Origin of the sequence: Hydrogenophaga palleronii NBRC 102513 (assembly GCF_001571225.1) — a bacterium.
Taxonomy (GTDB): Bacteria; Pseudomonadota; Gammaproteobacteria; order Burkholderiales; family Burkholderiaceae_C; genus Hydrogenophaga; species Hydrogenophaga palleronii.
On sequence record NZ_BCTJ01000020.1, the window covers coordinates 51886 to 69245 of the forward strand.

16 protein-coding genes are annotated in these 17360 nt (G+C 66.1%); 15 read left to right on the plus strand and 1 reads right to left on the minus strand.

The genetic code is table 11. From position 1 onward, the window contains the following. Positions 1-2 precede the first annotated feature (2 nt). The 15 genes from ispC (at position 3) to HPA01S_RS14735 (ending at position 16433) form a co-directional block, all read left to right on the plus strand. Positions 3-1190, plus strand: coding sequence for a 1-deoxy-D-xylulose-5-phosphate reductoisomerase (ispC, locus tag HPA01S_RS14665; RefSeq protein WP_066271408.1), 1188 nt, complete (start codon positions 3-5; stop codon positions 1188-1190). Positions 1191-1239: 49 nt separating this feature from the next. After that, positions 1240-2604, plus strand: coding sequence for an RIP metalloprotease RseP (gene rseP / locus HPA01S_RS14670; protein ID WP_066271478.1), 1365 nt, complete (start codon positions 1240-1242; stop codon positions 2602-2604). 13 nt (positions 2605-2617) lie between these two features. Beyond that, positions 2618-4942 carry an outer membrane protein assembly factor BamA gene (gene bamA, locus HPA01S_RS14675; RefSeq protein WP_066271409.1) on the plus strand — a complete coding sequence of 775 codons (2325 nt, stop codon included), beginning with the start codon at positions 2618-2620 and terminating at the stop codon, positions 4940-4942. Next, entirely contained in the window at positions 4942-5460 is a 519-nt protein-coding gene (locus HPA01S_RS14680) for an OmpH/Skp family outer membrane protein (RefSeq protein WP_066271410.1), read from the plus strand. Before bamA ends, HPA01S_RS14680 begins: the two co-directional genes overlap by 1 nt. 19 nt (positions 5461-5479) lie before the next feature. Then, on the plus strand, positions 5480-6532 hold the full coding sequence (gene lpxD / locus HPA01S_RS14685; protein ID WP_066271414.1) for a UDP-3-O-(3-hydroxymyristoyl)glucosamine N-acyltransferase: 1053 nt from the start codon (positions 5480-5482) through the stop codon (positions 6530-6532). Then, complete coding sequence (fabZ, locus tag HPA01S_RS14690; RefSeq protein ID WP_066271416.1) at positions 6529-6969, plus strand: 3-hydroxyacyl-ACP dehydratase FabZ; 441 nt, start codon at positions 6529-6531, stop codon at positions 6967-6969. Before lpxD ends, fabZ begins: the two co-directional genes overlap by 4 nt. Positions 6970-6988: 19 nt before the next feature. Continuing rightward, on the plus strand, positions 6989-7783 hold the full coding sequence (gene lpxA, locus HPA01S_RS14695; protein WP_066271419.1) for an acyl-ACP--UDP-N-acetylglucosamine O-acyltransferase: 795 nt from the start codon (positions 6989-6991) through the stop codon (positions 7781-7783). A gap of 7 nt (positions 7784-7790) precedes the next feature. Then, positions 7791-8936, plus strand: coding sequence for a lipid-A-disaccharide synthase (gene lpxB / locus HPA01S_RS14700; protein ID WP_066271420.1), 1146 nt, complete (start codon positions 7791-7793; stop codon positions 8934-8936). Then, positions 8908-9555 carry a ribonuclease HII gene (gene rnhB / locus HPA01S_RS14705; protein ID WP_066271423.1) on the plus strand — a complete coding sequence of 216 codons (648 nt, stop codon included), beginning with the start codon at positions 8908-8910 and terminating at the stop codon, positions 9553-9555. Before lpxB ends, rnhB begins: the two co-directional genes overlap by 29 nt. After that, the gene (locus HPA01S_RS14710) at positions 9552-10358 is read left to right on the plus strand and encodes a TrmH family RNA methyltransferase (RefSeq protein ID WP_066271426.1); all 807 of its coding nucleotides are present in this window, start codon (positions 9552-9554) and stop codon (positions 10356-10358) included. The genes rnhB and HPA01S_RS14710 overlap by 4 nt, the downstream gene beginning before the upstream one ends. 167 nt (positions 10359-10525) lie before the next feature. Next, a complete protein-coding gene (gene carA, locus HPA01S_RS14715) occupies positions 10526-11692 on the plus strand; it encodes a glutamine-hydrolyzing carbamoyl-phosphate synthase small subunit (protein WP_066271431.1) in 1167 nt (388 codons plus the stop codon). An 11-nt stretch (positions 11693-11703) separates the two neighbouring features. Next, positions 11704-12066 (plus strand): hypothetical protein, encoded by a 363-nt coding sequence (locus HPA01S_RS14720; RefSeq protein ID WP_066271433.1) that lies wholly within the window; start codon positions 11704-11706, stop codon positions 12064-12066. 24 nt (positions 12067-12090) lie between these two features. Beyond that, positions 12091-15348 (plus strand): carbamoyl-phosphate synthase large subunit, encoded by a 3258-nt coding sequence (gene carB, locus HPA01S_RS14725; protein ID WP_066271438.1) that lies wholly within the window; start codon positions 12091-12093, stop codon positions 15346-15348. Between the two features lie 148 nt (positions 15349-15496). Next, positions 15497-15973: a transcription elongation factor GreA gene (greA, locus tag HPA01S_RS14730; RefSeq protein ID WP_066271441.1), complete on the plus strand. Its 477-nt coding sequence runs from the start codon at positions 15497-15499 to the stop codon at positions 15971-15973. A gap of 4 nt (positions 15974-15977) precedes the next feature. Further along, a complete protein-coding gene (locus tag HPA01S_RS14735; protein ID WP_066271448.1) occupies positions 15978-16433 on the plus strand; it encodes a DUF4149 domain-containing protein in 456 nt (151 codons plus the stop codon). Positions 16434-16475: 42 nt separating this feature from the next. Here the strand turns inward: HPA01S_RS14735 and folD are convergent, their stop codons facing one another. Then, a complete protein-coding gene (folD, locus tag HPA01S_RS14740) occupies positions 16476-17330 on the minus strand; it encodes a bifunctional methylenetetrahydrofolate dehydrogenase/methenyltetrahydrofolate cyclohydrolase FolD (protein ID WP_066271451.1) in 855 nt (284 codons plus the stop codon). Positions 17331-17360 lie beyond the last annotated feature (30 nt).

Here is a 17360-nt window from a genome sequence, read left to right on the forward strand (position 1 = left end):
CCATGAACGAACGCGCACAAGCCGTCACCATCCTCGGTTCCACGGGTTCCATCGGCACCAGCACGCTGGACGTGATCGCGCGCCATCCGGAGCGCTACACCGTGTTCGCGCTCACCGCGGCCACGCAGGTGGAGCTCATTCTGGCGCAGTGCCAGCAGTTCACCCCGCGTTACGCCGTGATGGCCAGCGCCACGCACGCGCAGCAACTGGCGGCACGGGTGCGCGAGCTCGGCCTGAAGGTGGAGGTGCTGTCCGGCGAGCAGGCCTTGTGCGAGGTCAGCAGCGCGCCCGAGGTGGACGCGGTGATGGCCGCCATCGTCGGCGCCGCCGGCCTGGCGCCTAGCCTGGCCGCCGCCCGCGCCGGCAAGAAGCTGCTGCTGGCCAACAAGGAAGCCCTGGTGGTGGGCGGCGAACTCTTCATGCAGGCGGTGCGCGAAGGCGGCGCGACCTTGCTGCCGATCGACAGCGAACATTCGGCGGTGTTCCAGTCGCTGCCCGACGACCCCGCTACCTGGTCGCGCCGGGTCGACAAGATCGTGCTGACCGCCTCGGGTGGCCCGTTCCGCACCCGCGACCCGGACACGCTGGCCAGCGTCACGCCCGAGCAGGCCTGCGCCCACCCCAACTGGGTGATGGGTCGCAAGATTTCGGTGGACTCGGCGACCATGATGAACAAGGCGCTGGAGGTGATCGAGGCCAGTTACCTGTTCGGCCTGCCGGGCTCGCGCATCGAGGTGGTGATCCACCCGCAGAGCGTGATCCACTCCATGGTGCAGTACACAGACCGTTCGGTGGTGGCCCAGCTGGGCACGCCGGACATGCGCGGGCCGATCGCCTACGGCCTGTCCTGGCCCGAGCGCATCGAGTCCGGCGCCGCCGCACTGGACTTCGCCAACCTGGCCGCGCTCAGCTTCGAAAAGCCGGACGACCGGCGCTTTCCCGGCCTGCGCCTGGCCTGGGACGCGCTGGCCGGGCCGGTCGGCACCACCGCGGTGCTCAATGCCGCCAACGAGGTGGCGGTGGCGGCATTCCTGGAGCGCCGCCTGCGGTTCGACCAGATCCACAGCGTCAACCATGCAACTTTGCAGGCGCTCACACCCTCCAAGCCGCAGGACCTGGCCGACCTGCTGGCCATCGACACCGAAGCCCGGGCATTGGCGCTGGCCCGGGTGAACACACTGGCCGCCTGAGCGCCAGCGGCCGGCCCGCCCAGCCGACTTACTTTTGATCGATATCACCATGCTCACACTCGTTGCCTTCGTGGTAGCCCTCGGCCTGTTGATCGCCGTGCACGAGTACGGTCACTACCGGGTGGCGGTGGCCTGCGGCGTGAAGGTGCTGCGCTTCTCGGTCGGTTTCGGCAAACCCCTGTTCTCCTGGCGCAAGAAAGGCAGCCCGACCGAGTTCACGCTCGGTGCGCTACCCCTGGGCGGTTATGTGCGCATGCTGGACGAGCGCGAAGCACCGGTGGACCCGGCCGAACGCCACCTGGCTTTCAACACCCAACCCTTGCGCTCGCGCGCCGCCATCGTGGCCGCCGGCCCGGCCGCCAACCTGCTGCTGGCAATCCTGATCTATGCCATGTTGAACTGGACCGGCGTAGAAGAACCCAAGCCCATCCTTGCCAGCCCGGTGGCCGGATCGCTGGCCGACCGTGCCGGTCTGCGCGGCGGCGAATGGGTGGCACAGGTGGCCACGCCCGAATCCACGCCCAGCGACGTTGCCTCTTACGAAGACCTGCGCTGGCACCTCACCCAGGCCGTGCTGTCGAGCGAAGACCTGACGCTCTGGGTGGCGCCGAACGAAGGCGAGCCGACGCGGCCGGTGACCCTGCCCTTGAGCGAGCTGGAAGTGCGCGAAGCCGATGCGGCGCTGTTCCAGCGGGTCGGCATCACCAGCCCTTGGAGCGCGCCGGTGGTGGGCGAGGTCATGGACGGCGGCGCCGCCGCCGCGGCCGGTTTGCGCGCCGGCGACGTGGTGCGCCAGATCAACGGCCAGCCGGTTGGCGACGGTGGCCGCCTGCGCGGCCTGATCCGCGCGGCCACGGGGCCGGCGGGCCAGCCGGTTGAACAACGCTGGGAGGTGGTGCGCGGCGGTCAGACACTGCAGCTCACCGTCACACCGGTGCCGGAGCAGCAGGCGGGTGCCTGGGTCGGCCGCGTCGGGGCCTACATCGGTGCTGCGCCCGAGATGGTGACGGTGCGCCACGGCTTGGTGGACGGGCTGGTCAAAGGTGCGGTGCGCACCTGGGAAGTGTCCTGGCTGACGCTCAAGATGATGGGCCGCATGTTGATCGGCGAGGCCTCGGTGAAGAACCTCAGCGGCCCGCTCACCATCGCCGACTACGCGGGCAAGTCCGCCAGCCTCGGTATCACGTCTTACCTGCTGTTTCTCGCCTTGATCAGCGTGAGTCTGGGCGTGCTCAACCTGCTGCCGCTGCCGGTCCTCGATGGGGGACACCTGATGTATTATCTTTGGGAGGGTGTCACTGGGCGCAGCGTGTCTGATGTCTGGATGGAGCGCCTGCAGCGCGGGGGTGTCGTGGTTCTCATGGCGCTCATGTCCGTTGCCTTGTTCAATGATGTGGCCCGCTTGGCTGGCTGAACGCTTCCTTTCCATGAAAAAAAATACCAGAGGCTTTCGCGGCCTGACCCTTTCAGCGCTCGCGATGGCCTTGCTGTCGGCCTTGCCGGCTTGGGCCGTTGACCCCTTTACGTTGCGCGACATCCGGGTGGAGGGCCTGCAGCGTGTGGAGCCCGGCACCGTGTTCGCCTCGCTGCCGTTCCGCATCGGCGACCAGTACAACGACGACAAAGGTTCGACCGCGATCCGTTCGCTGTTCGGCCTGGGCCTGTTCAGCGACGTGCGCCTGCAGGTCAATGGCGACGTGCTGGTGGTGATCGTGGAAGAACGCCCGACCGTGGCCGACGTGAGCTTCTCCGGCATCAAGGAATTTGAAGAGGACGTGCTCAAGAAAGCCTTGCGCGACATCGGCCTGACCGACGGCCGTCCGTTCGACAAGGCGCTGGCCGACCGCGCGGAGCAGGAGCTCAAGCGCCAGTACATCAACCGCAGCATGTACGCCGCGCAGGTGGTGACCACCGTCACGCCGGGCGAACGCAACCGCGTCAACCTCAACTTCAGCGTGGTCGAAGGCGATGTCGCCAAGATCAAGGAAATCCGCATCGTCGGCAACCAGGCGTTTTCCGAGTCGACCCTGCGCAACCTGTTCGACCTCAACACCGGTGGCTGGCTGAGCTGGTACACCAAGTCGGACCGCTACTCACGCGCCAAGCTGAACGCCGACATCGAGACCCTGCGCTCCTACTACCTGACGCGCGGTTACCTCGAATTCCGCATCGACTCCACCCAGGTCGCCATCTCCCCCGACAAGGAGGACATGTCCATCACCCTGAACATCACCGAAGGCAACCGCTATGTGGTGAAGTCGGTGGCACTGGAGGGTGAGTACCTGGGCAAGGAAGAAGAGTTCAAGACGCTGGTGGCCTTGCGTGCGGGCGAGGCCTACAACGCCGAAAACGAGTCCGCCACGGTGAAGGCCTTCACCGATTATTTCGGCGCCTTCGGTTATGCCTTTGCGCAAGTGGAGCCCACGCGCGACATCAATCGCGTGAACAAGCAGGTGTCCTTCGTCATTCGTGCGCAGCCCGCGCGCCGCGTATATGTGCGCCGCATCAACGTCGAAGGCAACAACCGCACGCGCGACGAAGTCATCCGGCGCGAGTTCCGCCAGCTGGAATCGGCCTGGTATGACAGCGACCGCATCCGCCTGTCGCGCGACCGCGTGGACCGTCTCGGCTTCTTCACCCAGGTGGAGGTCGACACCCAGCCGGTGCCGGGCACGCCCGACCAGGTGGACATGACCATCACCGTGGCCGAAAAGCCCACCGGCAACCTGTCGCTCGGCGCGGGCTACTCGCAGGCGGAAAAGCTGTCGCTGATCGCCGGCATCCGGCAGGAAAACGTGTTCGGTTCGGGCAACTACCTGGGCGTGGACGTCAACACCAGCGACTACAACCGCCAGATCGTGGTGAGCACGGTGAACCCGTACTTCACCGCCGACGGTGTCTCGCGCGCCATCGACGTCTATTACCGCACCACCCAGCCGTACTCACAGCAGGGTGGTGATTACCGCCTGGTCACGCCCGGCATGAGCATCAAGTTCGGTGTGCCTTTCACCGAGCGAGACACAGTGTTCTTCGGCATCGGCTTCGAGCAGACCCGCATCGAACCCGGCACCGGTTTGCCCGGCGCTTACCAGACCTACTCCGACACCTTCGGTCAGAGCAGCACCTCGGTGCCCTTGACCATCGGCTGGGCGCGCGATGGCCGAGACAGCTCGCTGGTGCCCACGCAAGGGCGCCTGCAGCGTTTCAACACCGAGTTGGGCATTGGTGGCGACACCCGCTACCTCAAGGCCAACTACCAGATCCAGCAGTACATTCCGCTGAGCAAGCAGTACACACTGGCTTTCAACGGCGAGCTGGGTTACGGCAAGGGCCTGGGCGGCCGTCCGTTCCCGTTGTTCAAGAACTTCTACGGTGGCGGCCTCGGTTCGGTGCGCGGCTTCGACCAGGGCACCCTGGGTCCGACCTCGGCCATCCTGTCGGGGGCGCAGGCCGGGGAACTCGTCAACATCGGCGGCAATCGCAGTATTGCCATGAGCGCAGAGTTCATCACGCCGTTCCCGGGGGCCGGCAACGACCGCACCCTGCGCATGTTTGGCTTTGTGGACGTGGGCAACGTGTACGGGGAAAATGACACCCGTGCGAACGCCAGAGATTTGCGCGCTTCCGTGGGCGTGGGCTTGAGCTGGATCTCGCCCGTCGGACCCTTGCGCTTCGCCATCGCCAATCCCATCCGCAAATTCCCTGGCGATAGAATCCAGAAATTCCAGTTTCAGATCGGAACCTCCTTTTGATGAAGACTCTTTCCCGCATATTCGACCGACGCAACCTGCTGGCTGCAGCGCTGGGCCTACTGGCCTTCACGGCGACGGCCCAGGATCTGCGCATCGGTTTCGTGAACACCGACCGCATCTTCCGCGAGGCCAACTTGGCCAAAGCCGCCCAGACCAAGCTGGAAGCGGAATTCTCGCGGCGTGAGAAGGAAGTGCAGGGCCTGGCCTCTGCACTCAAGACCGCCTCGGAGAAATTCGAGCGCGAAGCTCCGACCCTGCCCGAAGCCCAACGCGTGGTGCGTCAGCGCCAGCTGGTGGACCAGGACCAAAACTTCCAGCGCAAGCAGCGTGAGTTCCAGGAAGACCTGAACCTGCGCAAGAACGAAGAGCTGCAAAGCGTGCTGGAACGCGCCAACCGCGTGATCAAGCAAGTGGCCGAAGCCGAGAAGTACGACTTGGTGATCCAGGAAGCCGTGTACATCAACCCCAAGCACGACATCACCGACAAGGTGCTGAGCGGCTTGAACGGCGCCAAGTAATACCGCAGGGCCAACCCACGTGTCGAGGCCGCTGGGCGAAATCGTCAATGCCCTGGGCGGTACCCGACACGGTCCGGCCGATCTGCTGATCCACCGCCTGGCCCCCGTGGCCACGGCGGGCCCTGGCGAATTGGCCTTCGTGGCCCAGGCGCGCTACGCCAGCCAGATCCAGACCACACGGGCCGATGTGCTCATCGTGCCCGCGTCCTTGCAGGCCCAGGCCCAGGCGCGTGGCGCCTGCATCGTCGCCGACGACCCCTACCTCTACTTCGCACGCCTCACCCAGTGGTGGCGGCAGCAGCACGAGACCGTGCCCGCGCCGGGCATCGACCCGCTGGCCAGCATCCACCCCAGTGCGCGGGTGGAAGAGGGCGCGAGCGTCGGGCCGTTCGTGGTCATCGGTGCACGCGCCCGGGTGGCGCGTGGTGCGCGCATCGGCGCGCACACGGTGCTCGGTGCCGATGCCCAGGTGGGTGAAAACAGCTTGCTGCATCCGCGTGTGACGCTGGGTGACCGCTGCACGGTGGGCGCGCGCTGCGTGCTGCACCCGGGCGTGGTGATCGGCGCCGACGGTTTCGGTTTTGCGCCGCACCAGGGTGAGTGGATCAAGATCGAGCAACTCGGTGCGGTGCGCATCGGCAACGATGTCGAGATCGGCGCCAACACCTGCATCGACCGCGGTGCGCTTGACGACACCGTGATCGAAGACGGCGTCAAGCTCGACAACCTGATCCAGATCGGCCACAACGTGCACATCGGCGCGCACACAGCCATGGCCGGCTGCGTCGGTGTGGCGGGCAGCGCCACCATCGGCGCGCACTGCACCATCGGTGGTGGAGCCGTGGTGCTGGGTCACCTACGGCTGGCCGATGGCGTGCATGTCTCGGCCGCTTCGGTGGTCACGCGCTCGCTGCTCAAGCCGGGCCAGTACACCGGCATGTTTCCCATCGACGACAATGCGAGCTGGGAAAAGAACGCCGCTTCCCTCAAGCAGCTCAACCGCCTGCGCGAACGCCTCAAGGCCGCCGAGCAAGCAATCGAGCAGGCCATACAAAACAAGATCAGACCATGATGGACATTCACGAGATTCTCAAGCAGCTGCCGCACCGTTACCCGTTTCTGTTGGTGGACCGTGTGCTGGAGCTGGAAAACGGCAAGCGCATCAAGGCGCTCAAGAATGTCACCATCAACGAGCCCTTTTTCGTTGGCCATTTCCCGCACCGCCCGGTGATGCCCGGCGTGCTGATGCTCGAAGCCATGGCGCAGGTTGCTGCGCTGCTGGCGTTCGACACCATGGGTGTGACGCCAGACGACAAGACCGTGTACTACTTTGCCGGCATCGACGGTGCGCGTTTCAAGCGGCCGGTTGAACCCGGTGACCAGCTGGTGATGGATGTGGAGCTCGACCGCATGAAGGCCGGTATCTTCAAGTTCAATGGCGTCACGCGCGTGGGCGAACACGTGGTGTGTGAAGCCACGCTGATGTGCACCATGCGCACCATCGCCTGATGGTGCGAGAGGGCGCCCAGTGTCTTTGATCCATCCCACCGCCCTGGTCGATCCGGCGGCGCAGCTCGACAGTTCGGTCAGCGTCGGTCCCTACACGGTGATCGGCCCGCACGTGAAGGTCGGTGCCGGCACCACCATCGGCGCGCACTGCGTGATCGAGGGGCACACCACCATTGGCCGCGACAACCGTATCTTCCAGTTCAACTCGCTGGGAGCGGTGCCGCAGGACAAGAAGTACGCGGGCGAGCCCTGCGAGCTGGTGATTGGTGACCGCAACACGGTGCGTGAGTTCTGCACCTTCAACATCGGCTCGCCCGGCGACCGCGCCGTGACCCAGATCGGCAACGACAACTGGATCATGGCCTACGTGCACCTGGCGCACGACTGCGTGGTGGGCAATCACACCATCTTTGCCAACAACTCGCAACTGGCCGGCCACGTGGTGGTGGACGACTGGGTGATCCTGGGTGGTTTCACCGTGGTGCACCAGTTCGTGCGCATCGGTGCCCACGCCATGACCGCCATGTGTTCGCTGCTGTTCGCCGACCTGCCACCGTTCGTGATGTGCCAGGGCCAACCGGCTCAGGCGCGCTCCATGAACTTCGAAGGCCTGCGCCGGCGCGGCTTCTCTCCGGAGCGCATATCTGCCGTCAAGGCCATGCACAAGGCGCTGTACCGCGATGACCTCAAGCTGGATCAGGCGGTCGAGCGCATTGCCGGCCTGACGGACAAGACGCCCGAAGCCGCGCCCGACGTGGCCATGATGCTGAACTTCCTCGGGCAGGTGTCGCCCCAGCGCGGCATCGTCCGCTGAGGCCAGCATGCCGGCGACCAAGCGTTTTGCCCTCGTGGCGGGCGAGACCTCGGGCGACCTGCTGGCCGGCCTGCTGCTGGGCGGGGTGCGCCAGCGCTGGCCCGATCTGAAGTCTTTCGGCATTGGCGGTCCGCAGATGGCCGCACAGGGTTTCGAGGCCTGGTGGCCGAGCGAGAAGCTGGCCGTGCGTGGGTATGTGGAAGTGCTGCGCCACTACCGCGAGATCGTCGGCATCCGCACGCAACTGCAGCAGCGCCTGTTGGGCAGCACCCGGCCCGACGTGTTCATTGGCGTGGATGCGCCCGATTTCAACCTCGATCTCGAAGCCAATCTGAAGGCGCAGGGCGTGCCGACGGTGCACTTCGTCTGCCCCTCGGTCTGGGCCTGGCGCGCTGACCGGGTGGAGAAAATCCGCCGCAGCGCTGATCACGTGCTGTGCATCTTCCCGTTTGAACCCGAGCTGCTGGCGCAACACGGCATTGCCGCCACCTACGTCGGCCACCCGCTGGCCAGCGTGATTCCGATGGAGCCCGACCGTGCTGCGGCGCGCGCCACGCTGGGCTTGCGCGACGAAGACACGGTGGTGGCCATCCTGCCGGGCAGCCGCGCGTCCGAGGTGCAGTACCTGGCGCAGGTTTTTTTCCAAGCTGCAGCAATGCTGCAGCGTGCGCGCCCCGGCCTGCGTTTTGTGGTGCCGGCGGTGCCTGCATTGCGCGAGCGCATCACCAGCCTGGCGCGGGCCGCCGGCCTGGGCGACGCACTGCAGGTGCTCTCGGGCCAGTCGCACACGGCGCTGACCGCCTGCAATGTGACGCTGATCGCCAGCGGCACCGCCACGCTGGAAGCGGCGCTGTTCAAGCGCCCGATGGTGATCGCCTACAACATGAACTGGCTGTCCTGGCAGATCATGCGGCGCAAGCAGTTGCAGCCCTGGGTGGGCCTGCCCAACATCCTGTGCGGCGACTTCGTGGTGCCCGAGTACCTGCAGGAAGCCGCTTCGCCGCAGGCTTTGTCGCAGGCGGTGTTGGCATGGCTGGACGCACCTGACAGAATCACGGCCCTGGAGCAGCGTTTCACCACGCTGCACCACACGCTGCGACGAGATACCGCCCAACTGGCCACCGATGCGATCGAACAAGTTCTTGAAGGCTGAACAGGCGCCATTGGCCTGGGACGTGCCCGGCCTGCTGGCGGGCGTGGACGAGGCCGGGCGCGGCCCGCTCGCCGGCCCGGTGGTGGCGGCGGCGGTCATCCTTGACGACCGCGCACCCATCAAGGGCCTGGCCGATTCCAAGCAGCTCACTGCGCTGCGGCGCGAACGCCTGTACGACGAAATCCGCGCTAAGGCGCTGTGCTGCAGCGTGGCCCAGGCCTCGGTGGAAGAGATCGACCAGCTCAACATCCTGCAGGCCACCTTGCTGGCCATGCGGCGCGCTGTCGCGGGCCTGCGCCTGAAGCCGGCCAAGGTGCTGGTGGACGGCAACCGCCTGCCGCCGCTGGACGTGCTGGCCGAGGCCATCGTTTCGGGCGATGCCCTGGTGCCTTCAATTTCTGCCGCGTCCATCCTGGCCAAGGTCACGCGTGACCGCCTGCTGTGCGAGCTGCATCTGCAGCACCCGGAATACGGCTTCGACCGCCACAAGGGTTACGGCACGGCGCAGCACATGCAGGCGCTTCAGGCGCATGGTGCGCTGGCGGTGCACCGCCGTTCTTTCGCGCCGGTAGCCCGCATGCTGGTGGTGAGCGCCGACGGCAAGGACGCATCGCCGTGAGCGCCACACCCCACGCCATCAGTTCGCGCGACAACCCCTTGCTCAAGCGCCTGCGCCTGCTGGCACAGGACAGCACGGCTTACCGCAAGAGCGGCCAGGTCTGGCTGGAAGGTGACCACCTGTGTCGCGCCTTGCTCGCGCGCGGCTTGCGACCGGCCACGGCGGTGTTCACCGAACGTTTCTGGGTGCAGGCGCCGCACGACCTGCGCGATGCGGCCGACCATGTGGTGACCGTGCCCGACGCGCTCATGGCCGGCATCAGCGGGCTGGAGTCGCCTGCCGGTGTCGGGTTCGTGTGGGAGCTGCCCGCCGCCCCGACGGTGTTGCCCGGCGTGGCCGCGGTGGTGCTCGACCGGTTGCAGGATGCCGGCAACGTCGGCTCCATCCTGCGCAGTGCAGCGGCCTTCGGCTTTGGCCAGGTGCTGGCACTCAAGGGCACGGCGGCGCTCTGGTCGCCCAAGGTGGTGCGCTCGGGCATGGGCGCACACTTCGGGCTCAGGCTGGTGGAAGGCCTGTCGGTCGCCGAGCTGGATGCCCTGGATGTGCCGCTGATCGTCACCAGTTCACACCGCGGTGACTGGTTGCACCAGGCCGAACTTCCCTGGCCCTGCGCCTGGGTGCTGGGCCACGAGGGGCAGGGCGTGAGCGCTGCGCTGGAGGCGCGCGCCGGCCAGGCCGTGCGCATCGCACAACCGGGCGGCGAAGAATCGCTCAACGTGGCCGCGGCCGCGGCCATCTGCCTGCACGCCAGTGGTGCACAACAGGCCGCGTCGGCCCGGAACGCTGGTCTCCAGACGCTATAATTCCGCGGTTTACCCGCAATCGGCGCAATCCCTGCGCGCCCCGGCTTTTCACCCCAGGTTTTTCACCCGTTTTTGTCCCGGCACTGCCGGTGCGGAGGCGGGCGCAAAGCCTGCGCGGCACCTGCCGCCGGCGCGAGGATGTTGCAGCCCCCAATCTGGAGAATTCCGTGCTTCCCGTCCACCCGAAAGCCCTTCTCGCGCTCGCCGACGGCACGGTCTTTACAGGCGTTTCCATTGGCGCCACCGGTCAGACCACGGGCGAAGTGGTGTTCAACACCTCGCTCACCGGTTACCAGGAAATCCTCACCGATCCCAGCTACTGCCAGCAGATCGTCACCCTGACGAATCCGCACATCGGCAACACCGGCACCAATGCCGAAGACGTGGAGGCCAACCGCGTCCACGCCGCTGGCCTGATCATCAAAGACCTGCCCCTGCTGGCTTCCAACTTCCGCAGCAACGAAACGCTTTCGCAATACCTGCAGCGCGAAGGCACGGTGGCCATCGCCGACCTCGACACCCGCGCCCTGACGCGCCGCCTGCGCACGCACGGTGCGCAGAATGGCTGCATCCTGGCCCTGCCGGCCGGTGAGGCCATTACCGACGCCCACCGCGCCCAGGCCCTGGCCGCCGCCAAGGCCGCGCCCAACATGGCGGGCACCGACCTGGCCAAGGTGGTCTCGGCCGACGCGCCTTACGCCTGGACGCAGACCGAGTGGCAACTCGGCTTCGGCTACGGCGAACAGATCGCGCCGCGTTTCCACGTCGTGGCCTACGACTTCGGCGTCAAGCACAACATCCTGCGCATGCTGGCCCAACGTGGCTGCAAGATCACCGTGGTACCGGCGCAGACGCCCGCTTCGGACGTGTTCAAGCTCAAGCCCAACGGTGTGTTCCTCTCCAACGGCCCCGGCGACCCGGAGCCTTGCGACTACGCCATTGCTGCGGCGCGCGAGATCATCGAGTCCGGCGTGCCCACCTTCGGCATCTGCCTGGGCCACCAGATCCTGGCGCTGGCCAGCGGTGCCAAGACCTTCAAGATGAAGTTCGGCCACCACGGTGCCAACCACCCGGTGAAAGACCTGGACAACGGCCGCGTCAGCATCACCAGCCAGAACCACGGTTTTGCGGTCGACGAAAAAACGCTGCCTGCCACCCTGCGCGCCACCCACGTGAGCCTGTTCGACGGCACGCTGCAAGGGCTGGCGCGCACCGACAAGCCGGCATTCTGTTTCCAGGGCCACCCGGAAGCCTCGCCCGGCCCGCACGACATCGGTTACCTGTTCGACCGTTTCATCGAACTGATGCAGGCCCGCGTGCCCGCCGCTGCCTGAGGTCTGCGCCCATGAAGCTCTTCAGTTTTCCGATGTTTGCGGTGGAGAAGGCGATCGGCAAGCGTTTGCTGACGCTGGACGCGCCGCACAAGGACTGGTTCGCCCAGCGCTGGGCGCAGAAGCCCTACCGCAAGGCGTTTCTGGAGAACAAGGCCATGCCGCTGGTGACGCTGCTGGCCAAGGGCAAGACCTGGGACGACGAGACCTTCAACACCGAGCTGGCGGCGTGGGACGCGCGTTTCTACCCTGCCGAAATCGAAGTGCTGCGCCCCATCATCGAAGGCGACGGCCTGCTGCAGCTGATGCAGAAGAACGTGCCCGCCGAGCGTCTGCAGGCGTTGCTGAACACATTGGACACCCAGCGCCAGGCCTGAGCCGGCGCGCACCCATCGCGAACCATGCCCAAAAGAAACGACATACAAACCGTCCTCATCATCGGCGCCGGCCCGATCATCATCGGCCAGGCCTGTGAGTTCGACTACTCCGGCGTGCAGGCCTGCAAGGCCTTGCGCGAAGAGGGTTACAAGGTCGTGCTGATCAACAGCAACCCCGCGACCATCATGACCGACCCGGCCACGGCCGACGTCACCTACATCGAGCCCATCACCTGGCAGACGGTCGAGAAGATCATCGCCAAGGAACGCCCGCTGGCGCAGGGCGGCTTTGCCATCCTGCCGACCATGGGCGGCCAGACCGCGCTGAACTGCGCGCTTGATCTGTGGCGCAATGGCGTGCTCGCCAAGTACGACGTCGAGCTGATCGGCGCCACGCCCGAAGCCATCGACAAGGCCGAAGACCGCCTGAAGTTCAAGGACGCCATGACCAAGATCGGTCTGGGTTCGGCGCGCTCGGGCATCGCCCACAGCATGGACGAGGCCTGGGGTGTGCAGAAGACGGTTGGTTTCCCGGTCGTGATCCGCCCGAGCTTCACGCTCGGCGGCACCGGCGGCGGCATCGCCTACAACCCGGAAGAGTTCGAGATCATCTGCAAGCGCGGCCTGGAAGCTTCGCCCACCAACGAGCTGCTGATTGAAGAGTCGCTGCTCGGCTGGAAAGAGTACGAGATGGAAGTGGTGCGCGACAAGGCGGACAACTGCATCATCGTCTGCTCGATCGAAAACCTGGACCCGATGGGCGTGCACACCGGCGACTCCATCACCGTGGCACCGGCGCAGACGCTGACCGACAAGGAATACCAGATCCTGCGCAACGCCTCGCTGGCCGTGCTGCGCGAGATCGGTGTCGACACCGGCGGCTCCAACGTGCAGTTCTCCATCAACCCGAAGGACGGCCGCATGGTCGTCATCGAGATGAACCCGCGCGTCTCGCGTTCGTCGGCCCTGGCCTCCAAGGCCACCGGCTTCCCGATCGCCAAGGTGGCAGCCAAGCTGGCCATCGGCTACACGCTCGACGAGCTGCGCAACGAAATCACCGGCGGCGCCACGCCCGCCAGCTTCGAGCCCAGCATCGATTACGTCGTCACCAAGATTCCGCGTTTCGCGTTCGAGAAATTCCCCACCGCCGACAGCCGCCTGACCACGCAGATGAAGAGTGTGGGCGAGGTGATGGCCATGGGCCGCACCTTCCAGGAGTCGTTCCAGAAAGCCCTGCGCGGCCTGGAAGTCGGCGTGGACGGCATGAACGAAAAGACCCAGGACCGCGAAACGCTGGAGCGTGAGCTCGGCGCGCCCGGCCCGGACCGCATCTGGTACGTGGGTGACGCCTTTGCCGCCGGCTGGACGCTGGACGAAGTGCACCACTTCACCAAGATCGACCCCTGGTTCCTGGTGCAGATCGAAGAGATCGTGAAGATCGAACTGGCGCTGGAAAAAACCAGCCTGGCCGCGCTCGATACCGACACCCTGCGTGGCCTGAAGAAGAAGGGCTTCTCCGACCGCCGCCTGGCCAAGCTGCTCAAGACCAACGACCAGGCCGTGCGCGAACGCCGCATTGCCGACAACATCCGCCCGGTCTACAAGCGCGTGGACACCTGCGCCGCCGAGTTCGCCACCGACACCGCCTACCTGTACTCCACGTACGAAGGCCATGGCGACGGCGAGTGCGAAGCCGAGCCGACCAACAAGAAAAAGATCATGGTGCTGGGCGGTGGCCCGAACCGCATCGGCCAGGGCATCGAGTTCGACTACTGCTGCGTGCACGCCGCGCTCGCCATGCGCGAAGACGGTTACGAGACCATCATGGTCAACTGCAACCCGGAAACCGTGTCCACCGACTACGACACCAGCGACCGCCTGTACTTCGAGCCGCTGACGCTCGAAGACGTGCTGGAAATCGTGGACAAGGAAAAGCCCGTGGGCGTGATCGTGCAGTACGGCGGCCAGACCCCGCTCAAGCTCGCGCTCGGCCTGGAGGCCGCGGGCGTGCCCATCATCGGCACCAGCCCCGACATGATCGATGCGGCCGAAGACCGCGAACGTTTCCAGCAACTGCTCAACACCCTGGGCCTGCGCCAACCGCCCAACGCCACCGCGCGCACCGAACCCGAGGCACTGGAAAAAGCCGCGGCGCTGGGTTACCCGCTGGTGGTGCGCCCGAGCTATGTGCTGGGTGGCCGCGCAATGGAAATCGTGCACGAGCAGCGTGACCTGGAGCGCTACATGCGCGAAGCCGTCAAGGTCAGCCACGACTCGCCGGTGCTGCTCGACCGCTTCCTCAACGATGCCATCGAGTGCGACGTGGACGCGGTGCGTGACCACACAGGCCGTGTCTTCATCGGCGGCGTGATGGAGCACATCGAACAGGCTGGCGTGCACAGCGGTGACTCCGCCTGCTCCCTGCCGCCGTATTACCTGAGCAAGGCCACGGTCGACGAACTCAAGCGCCAGACCGCGGCCATGGCCGAAGGCCTGAACGTGGTGGGCCTGATGAACGTGCAGTTCGCGATCCAGGAAGTGGAAGAGAACGGCAGCAAGACGGACGTGATCTTCGTGCTCGAAGTGAACCCGCGCGCCTCGCGCACCGTGCCCTTCGTCTCCAAGGCCACCGGCATCCAGCTGGCCAAGGTGGCGGCGCGCTGCATGGCCGGCCAGTCGCTTGACGCACAAGGCATTGGCGCCGAAGTCACGCCGCCGTACTTCAGCGTCAAGGAAGCCGTGTTTCCGTTCGTCAAGTTCCCCGGTGTGGACACCATCCTCGGCCCCGAGATGAAGTCCACCGGCGAGGTGATGGGCGTGGGCAAGACCTTTGGCGAAGCCTTCGTGAAGAGCCAGATCGGTGCCGGCACCAAACTGCCGACGTCCGGCAAGGTGTTCCTGACGGTGAAGAACAGCGACAAGCCGCGCGCGGTGGACATCGCCCGCCAGCTGGTCGGCCTGGGCTTCGAGCTGGTCGCCACGCGTGGCACGGCCGCGGCCATCAGCGCCGCCGGTGTGGCCGTGCAGACGGTCAACAAGGTCACCGAAGGCCGCCCGCACATCGTCGACGCGATCAAGAACGGCGACATCGCGCTGGTCGTCAACACCGTGGAAGAGCGCCGCAACGCCATCAGCGATTCGCGCGCCATCCGCACCTCCGCGCTGCTGGCCCGCGTGACCACCTTCACCACCATTGCCGGCGCCGAAGCCGCGGTGGAGGGCATGCAGTACCTTGATCAACTGGGCGTGATCTCGGTGCAGGAAATGCACGCGCAACTCTGAATTCGCCCCGGGTTCTTCCCGGTTGAGCCGGCTGGCTTGACCGGGGCATAATCCTCCCCAGTACACCGCCGACCGGCAACGCTCGGCGGTTTCCTTTTGGTTTGACGCAGACCCCGATGGACGGGGTTGCGGGCTCAGGAGCATTGAAATGGCCACCCTTCCCATCACCCAACGCGGCGCAGAAAAGCTCAAGGAGGAGCTGCACCGGCTGAAAACCGTGGACCGCCCCTGGGTGATCAACGCCATCGCCGAGGCACGTGCCCAGGGTGACCTGAGCGAAAACGCCGAATACGACGCCGCCAAGGACCGCCAGGGTTTCATCGAAGGCCGTATCGCCGAGGTGGAAGGCAAGCTGTCGGCGGCCCAGATCATCAACCCGGCGGCGGTGGATGCCGGCGGCAAGGTGGTGTTCGGCGCCACCGTGGACCTGGAAGACGAAGACAGCGGCGCAAAGGTGACCTACCAGATCGTGGGTGAAGACGAGGCCGACCTCAAGCTGGGCCTGGTGAACATCAGCAGCCCGATTGCGCGCGCGCTGATCGGCAAGGAAGAGGGCGACGTGGCCGAGGTGCAGGCACCGGGCGGCGTCAAGCACTACGAAATCGTGGCCGTGCGCTACGTCTGAGCGCATGCTCTTGCAGCGCTTACCCGTGCTGATCGCCGCCCTGTGGTGGGGTGGCATCACGGCGTTGAGTTTTGTTGCCGTGCCCATGCTCTTCATACAGCTGGGCAACCCGGCGCTGGCCGGTGGCGTGGCGGCCAAACTGTTTGCGTTCCAGTCGCACGCCGGTCTGCTGCTGGGCCTGGCGCTGCTGGTGATCCTGCGGCGCGGCACCGAAGAGGGTGGGCGCCCCGATGGCCCCACCATCACCACCCTGGGTTTCGTGCTGCTGGCCATGCTGCTCGCCTTGCTGCAGCAATACGGTGTGGCTCACAACATCGTCACGGCCCGCGCCAGCGGCGGCAACCTGCGCCTCTGGCATGGCCTGGGCACCGCCATGGTGTTCGGCCAGTGGGTCTGCGCGGCCGTGGTGCTGTGGCGTGTGTCGGGCGTCAGGGGCGCGGCCGAAAGACCGGCTCCCTGACACGTTGCCGAACCTGGGCGCCAACAGCGCGCCCAGAGACGGTCAGGCCGCCCGCAGGCCTTCCGCCGATTCCAGCGTATTGACCATCAGCATGGTGATGGTCATGGGGCCGACGCCGCCGGGCACTGGCGTGATCCAGCCGGCCACTTCCTTGACGCCGTCAAAGTCCACATCGCCGCAGAGCTTGCCTTCGTCGTTGCGGTTCATGCCGACGTCGAGCACCACCGCACCGGGCTTGACCATGTCGGCCGTCAGCACATTGCGTTTGCCCACCGCGGCGACGATCACGTCGGCTTGCAGGGTGAGCGCCTTCAGATCCTGGGTGCCGCTGTGGCAGATGGTGACGGTGGCGTTCTGCTGCAGCAGCATCAGCGCCATGGGTTTGCCGACGATGTTGCTGCGCCCGATCACCACCGCATGTTTGCCCTTGAGCTCGTAGCCAATGCTCTCCAGCATCTTCATGCAGCCGTAAGGCGTGCAGGGCCAGAAGCCGGGCATGCCGGTCATCAGCGCACCGGCGCTGGCGATGTGGAAACCGTCCACATCCTTGGCCGGCGAGATCGCCTCGATCACCTTCTGCGCGTCGATGTGCGCCGGCAGCGGCAGCTGGACCAGGATGCCGTGGATGGTCGCATCGCGGTTGAGGGCATCGACGCGGGCCAGCAGCTCGGCCTCGCTCAGGGTGGCGGGCCAGCGCTCCAGCAGCGAGTGCATGCCGGTGTCTTCGCAGGCCTTGACCTTGTTGCGCACGTAGACCTGCGAGGCCGGGTTCTCGCCGACCAGGATCACGGCCAGGCCGGGTGTGATGTCGCGGGCCTTGAGGGCGGTCACGCGCGCGCTGACGTCGGCGCGCAGTTGGCGGGAGAGGGCGTTGCCGTCGATGAGTTGGGCGGTCATGGCTGGGGCGTCCTTGCAGTTGAAAAACAA

What these genes read in the sequence shown, in the direction of transcription:
- ispC (WP_066271408.1), top strand. Translation starts at nt 3, where the DNA reads ATGAACGAACGCGCACAAGCCGTCACCATCCTCGGTTCCACGGGTTCC.
- rseP (WP_066271478.1), top strand. Translation starts at nt 1,240, where the DNA reads ATGCTCACACTCGTTGCCTTCGTGGTAGCCCTCGGCCTGTTGATCGCC.
- bamA (WP_066271409.1), top strand. Translation starts at nt 2,618, where the DNA reads ATGAAAAAAAATACCAGAGGCTTTCGCGGCCTGACCCTTTCAGCGCTC.
- HPA01S_RS14680 (WP_066271410.1), top strand. Translation starts at nt 4,942, where the DNA reads ATGAAGACTCTTTCCCGCATATTCGACCGACGCAACCTGCTGGCTGCA.
- fabZ (WP_066271416.1), top strand. Translation starts at nt 6,529, where the DNA reads ATGATGGACATTCACGAGATTCTCAAGCAGCTGCCGCACCGTTACCCG.
- lpxB (WP_066271420.1), top strand. Translation starts at nt 7,791, where the DNA reads ATGCCGGCGACCAAGCGTTTTGCCCTCGTGGCGGGCGAGACCTCGGGC.
- rnhB (WP_066271423.1), top strand. Translation starts at nt 8,908, where the DNA reads ATGCGATCGAACAAGTTCTTGAAGGCTGAACAGGCGCCATTGGCCTGG.
- HPA01S_RS14720 (WP_066271433.1), top strand. Translation starts at nt 11,704, where the DNA reads ATGAAGCTCTTCAGTTTTCCGATGTTTGCGGTGGAGAAGGCGATCGGC.
- carB (WP_066271438.1), top strand. Translation starts at nt 12,091, where the DNA reads ATGCCCAAAAGAAACGACATACAAACCGTCCTCATCATCGGCGCCGGC.
- greA (WP_066271441.1), top strand. Translation starts at nt 15,497, where the DNA reads ATGGCCACCCTTCCCATCACCCAACGCGGCGCAGAAAAGCTCAAGGAG.
- HPA01S_RS14735 (WP_066271448.1), top strand. Translation starts at nt 15,978, where the DNA reads ATGCTCTTGCAGCGCTTACCCGTGCTGATCGCCGCCCTGTGGTGGGGT.
- folD (WP_066271451.1), bottom strand. Translation starts at nt 17,330, where the DNA reads ATGACCGCCCAACTCATCGACGGCAACGCCCTCTCCCGCCAACTGCGC.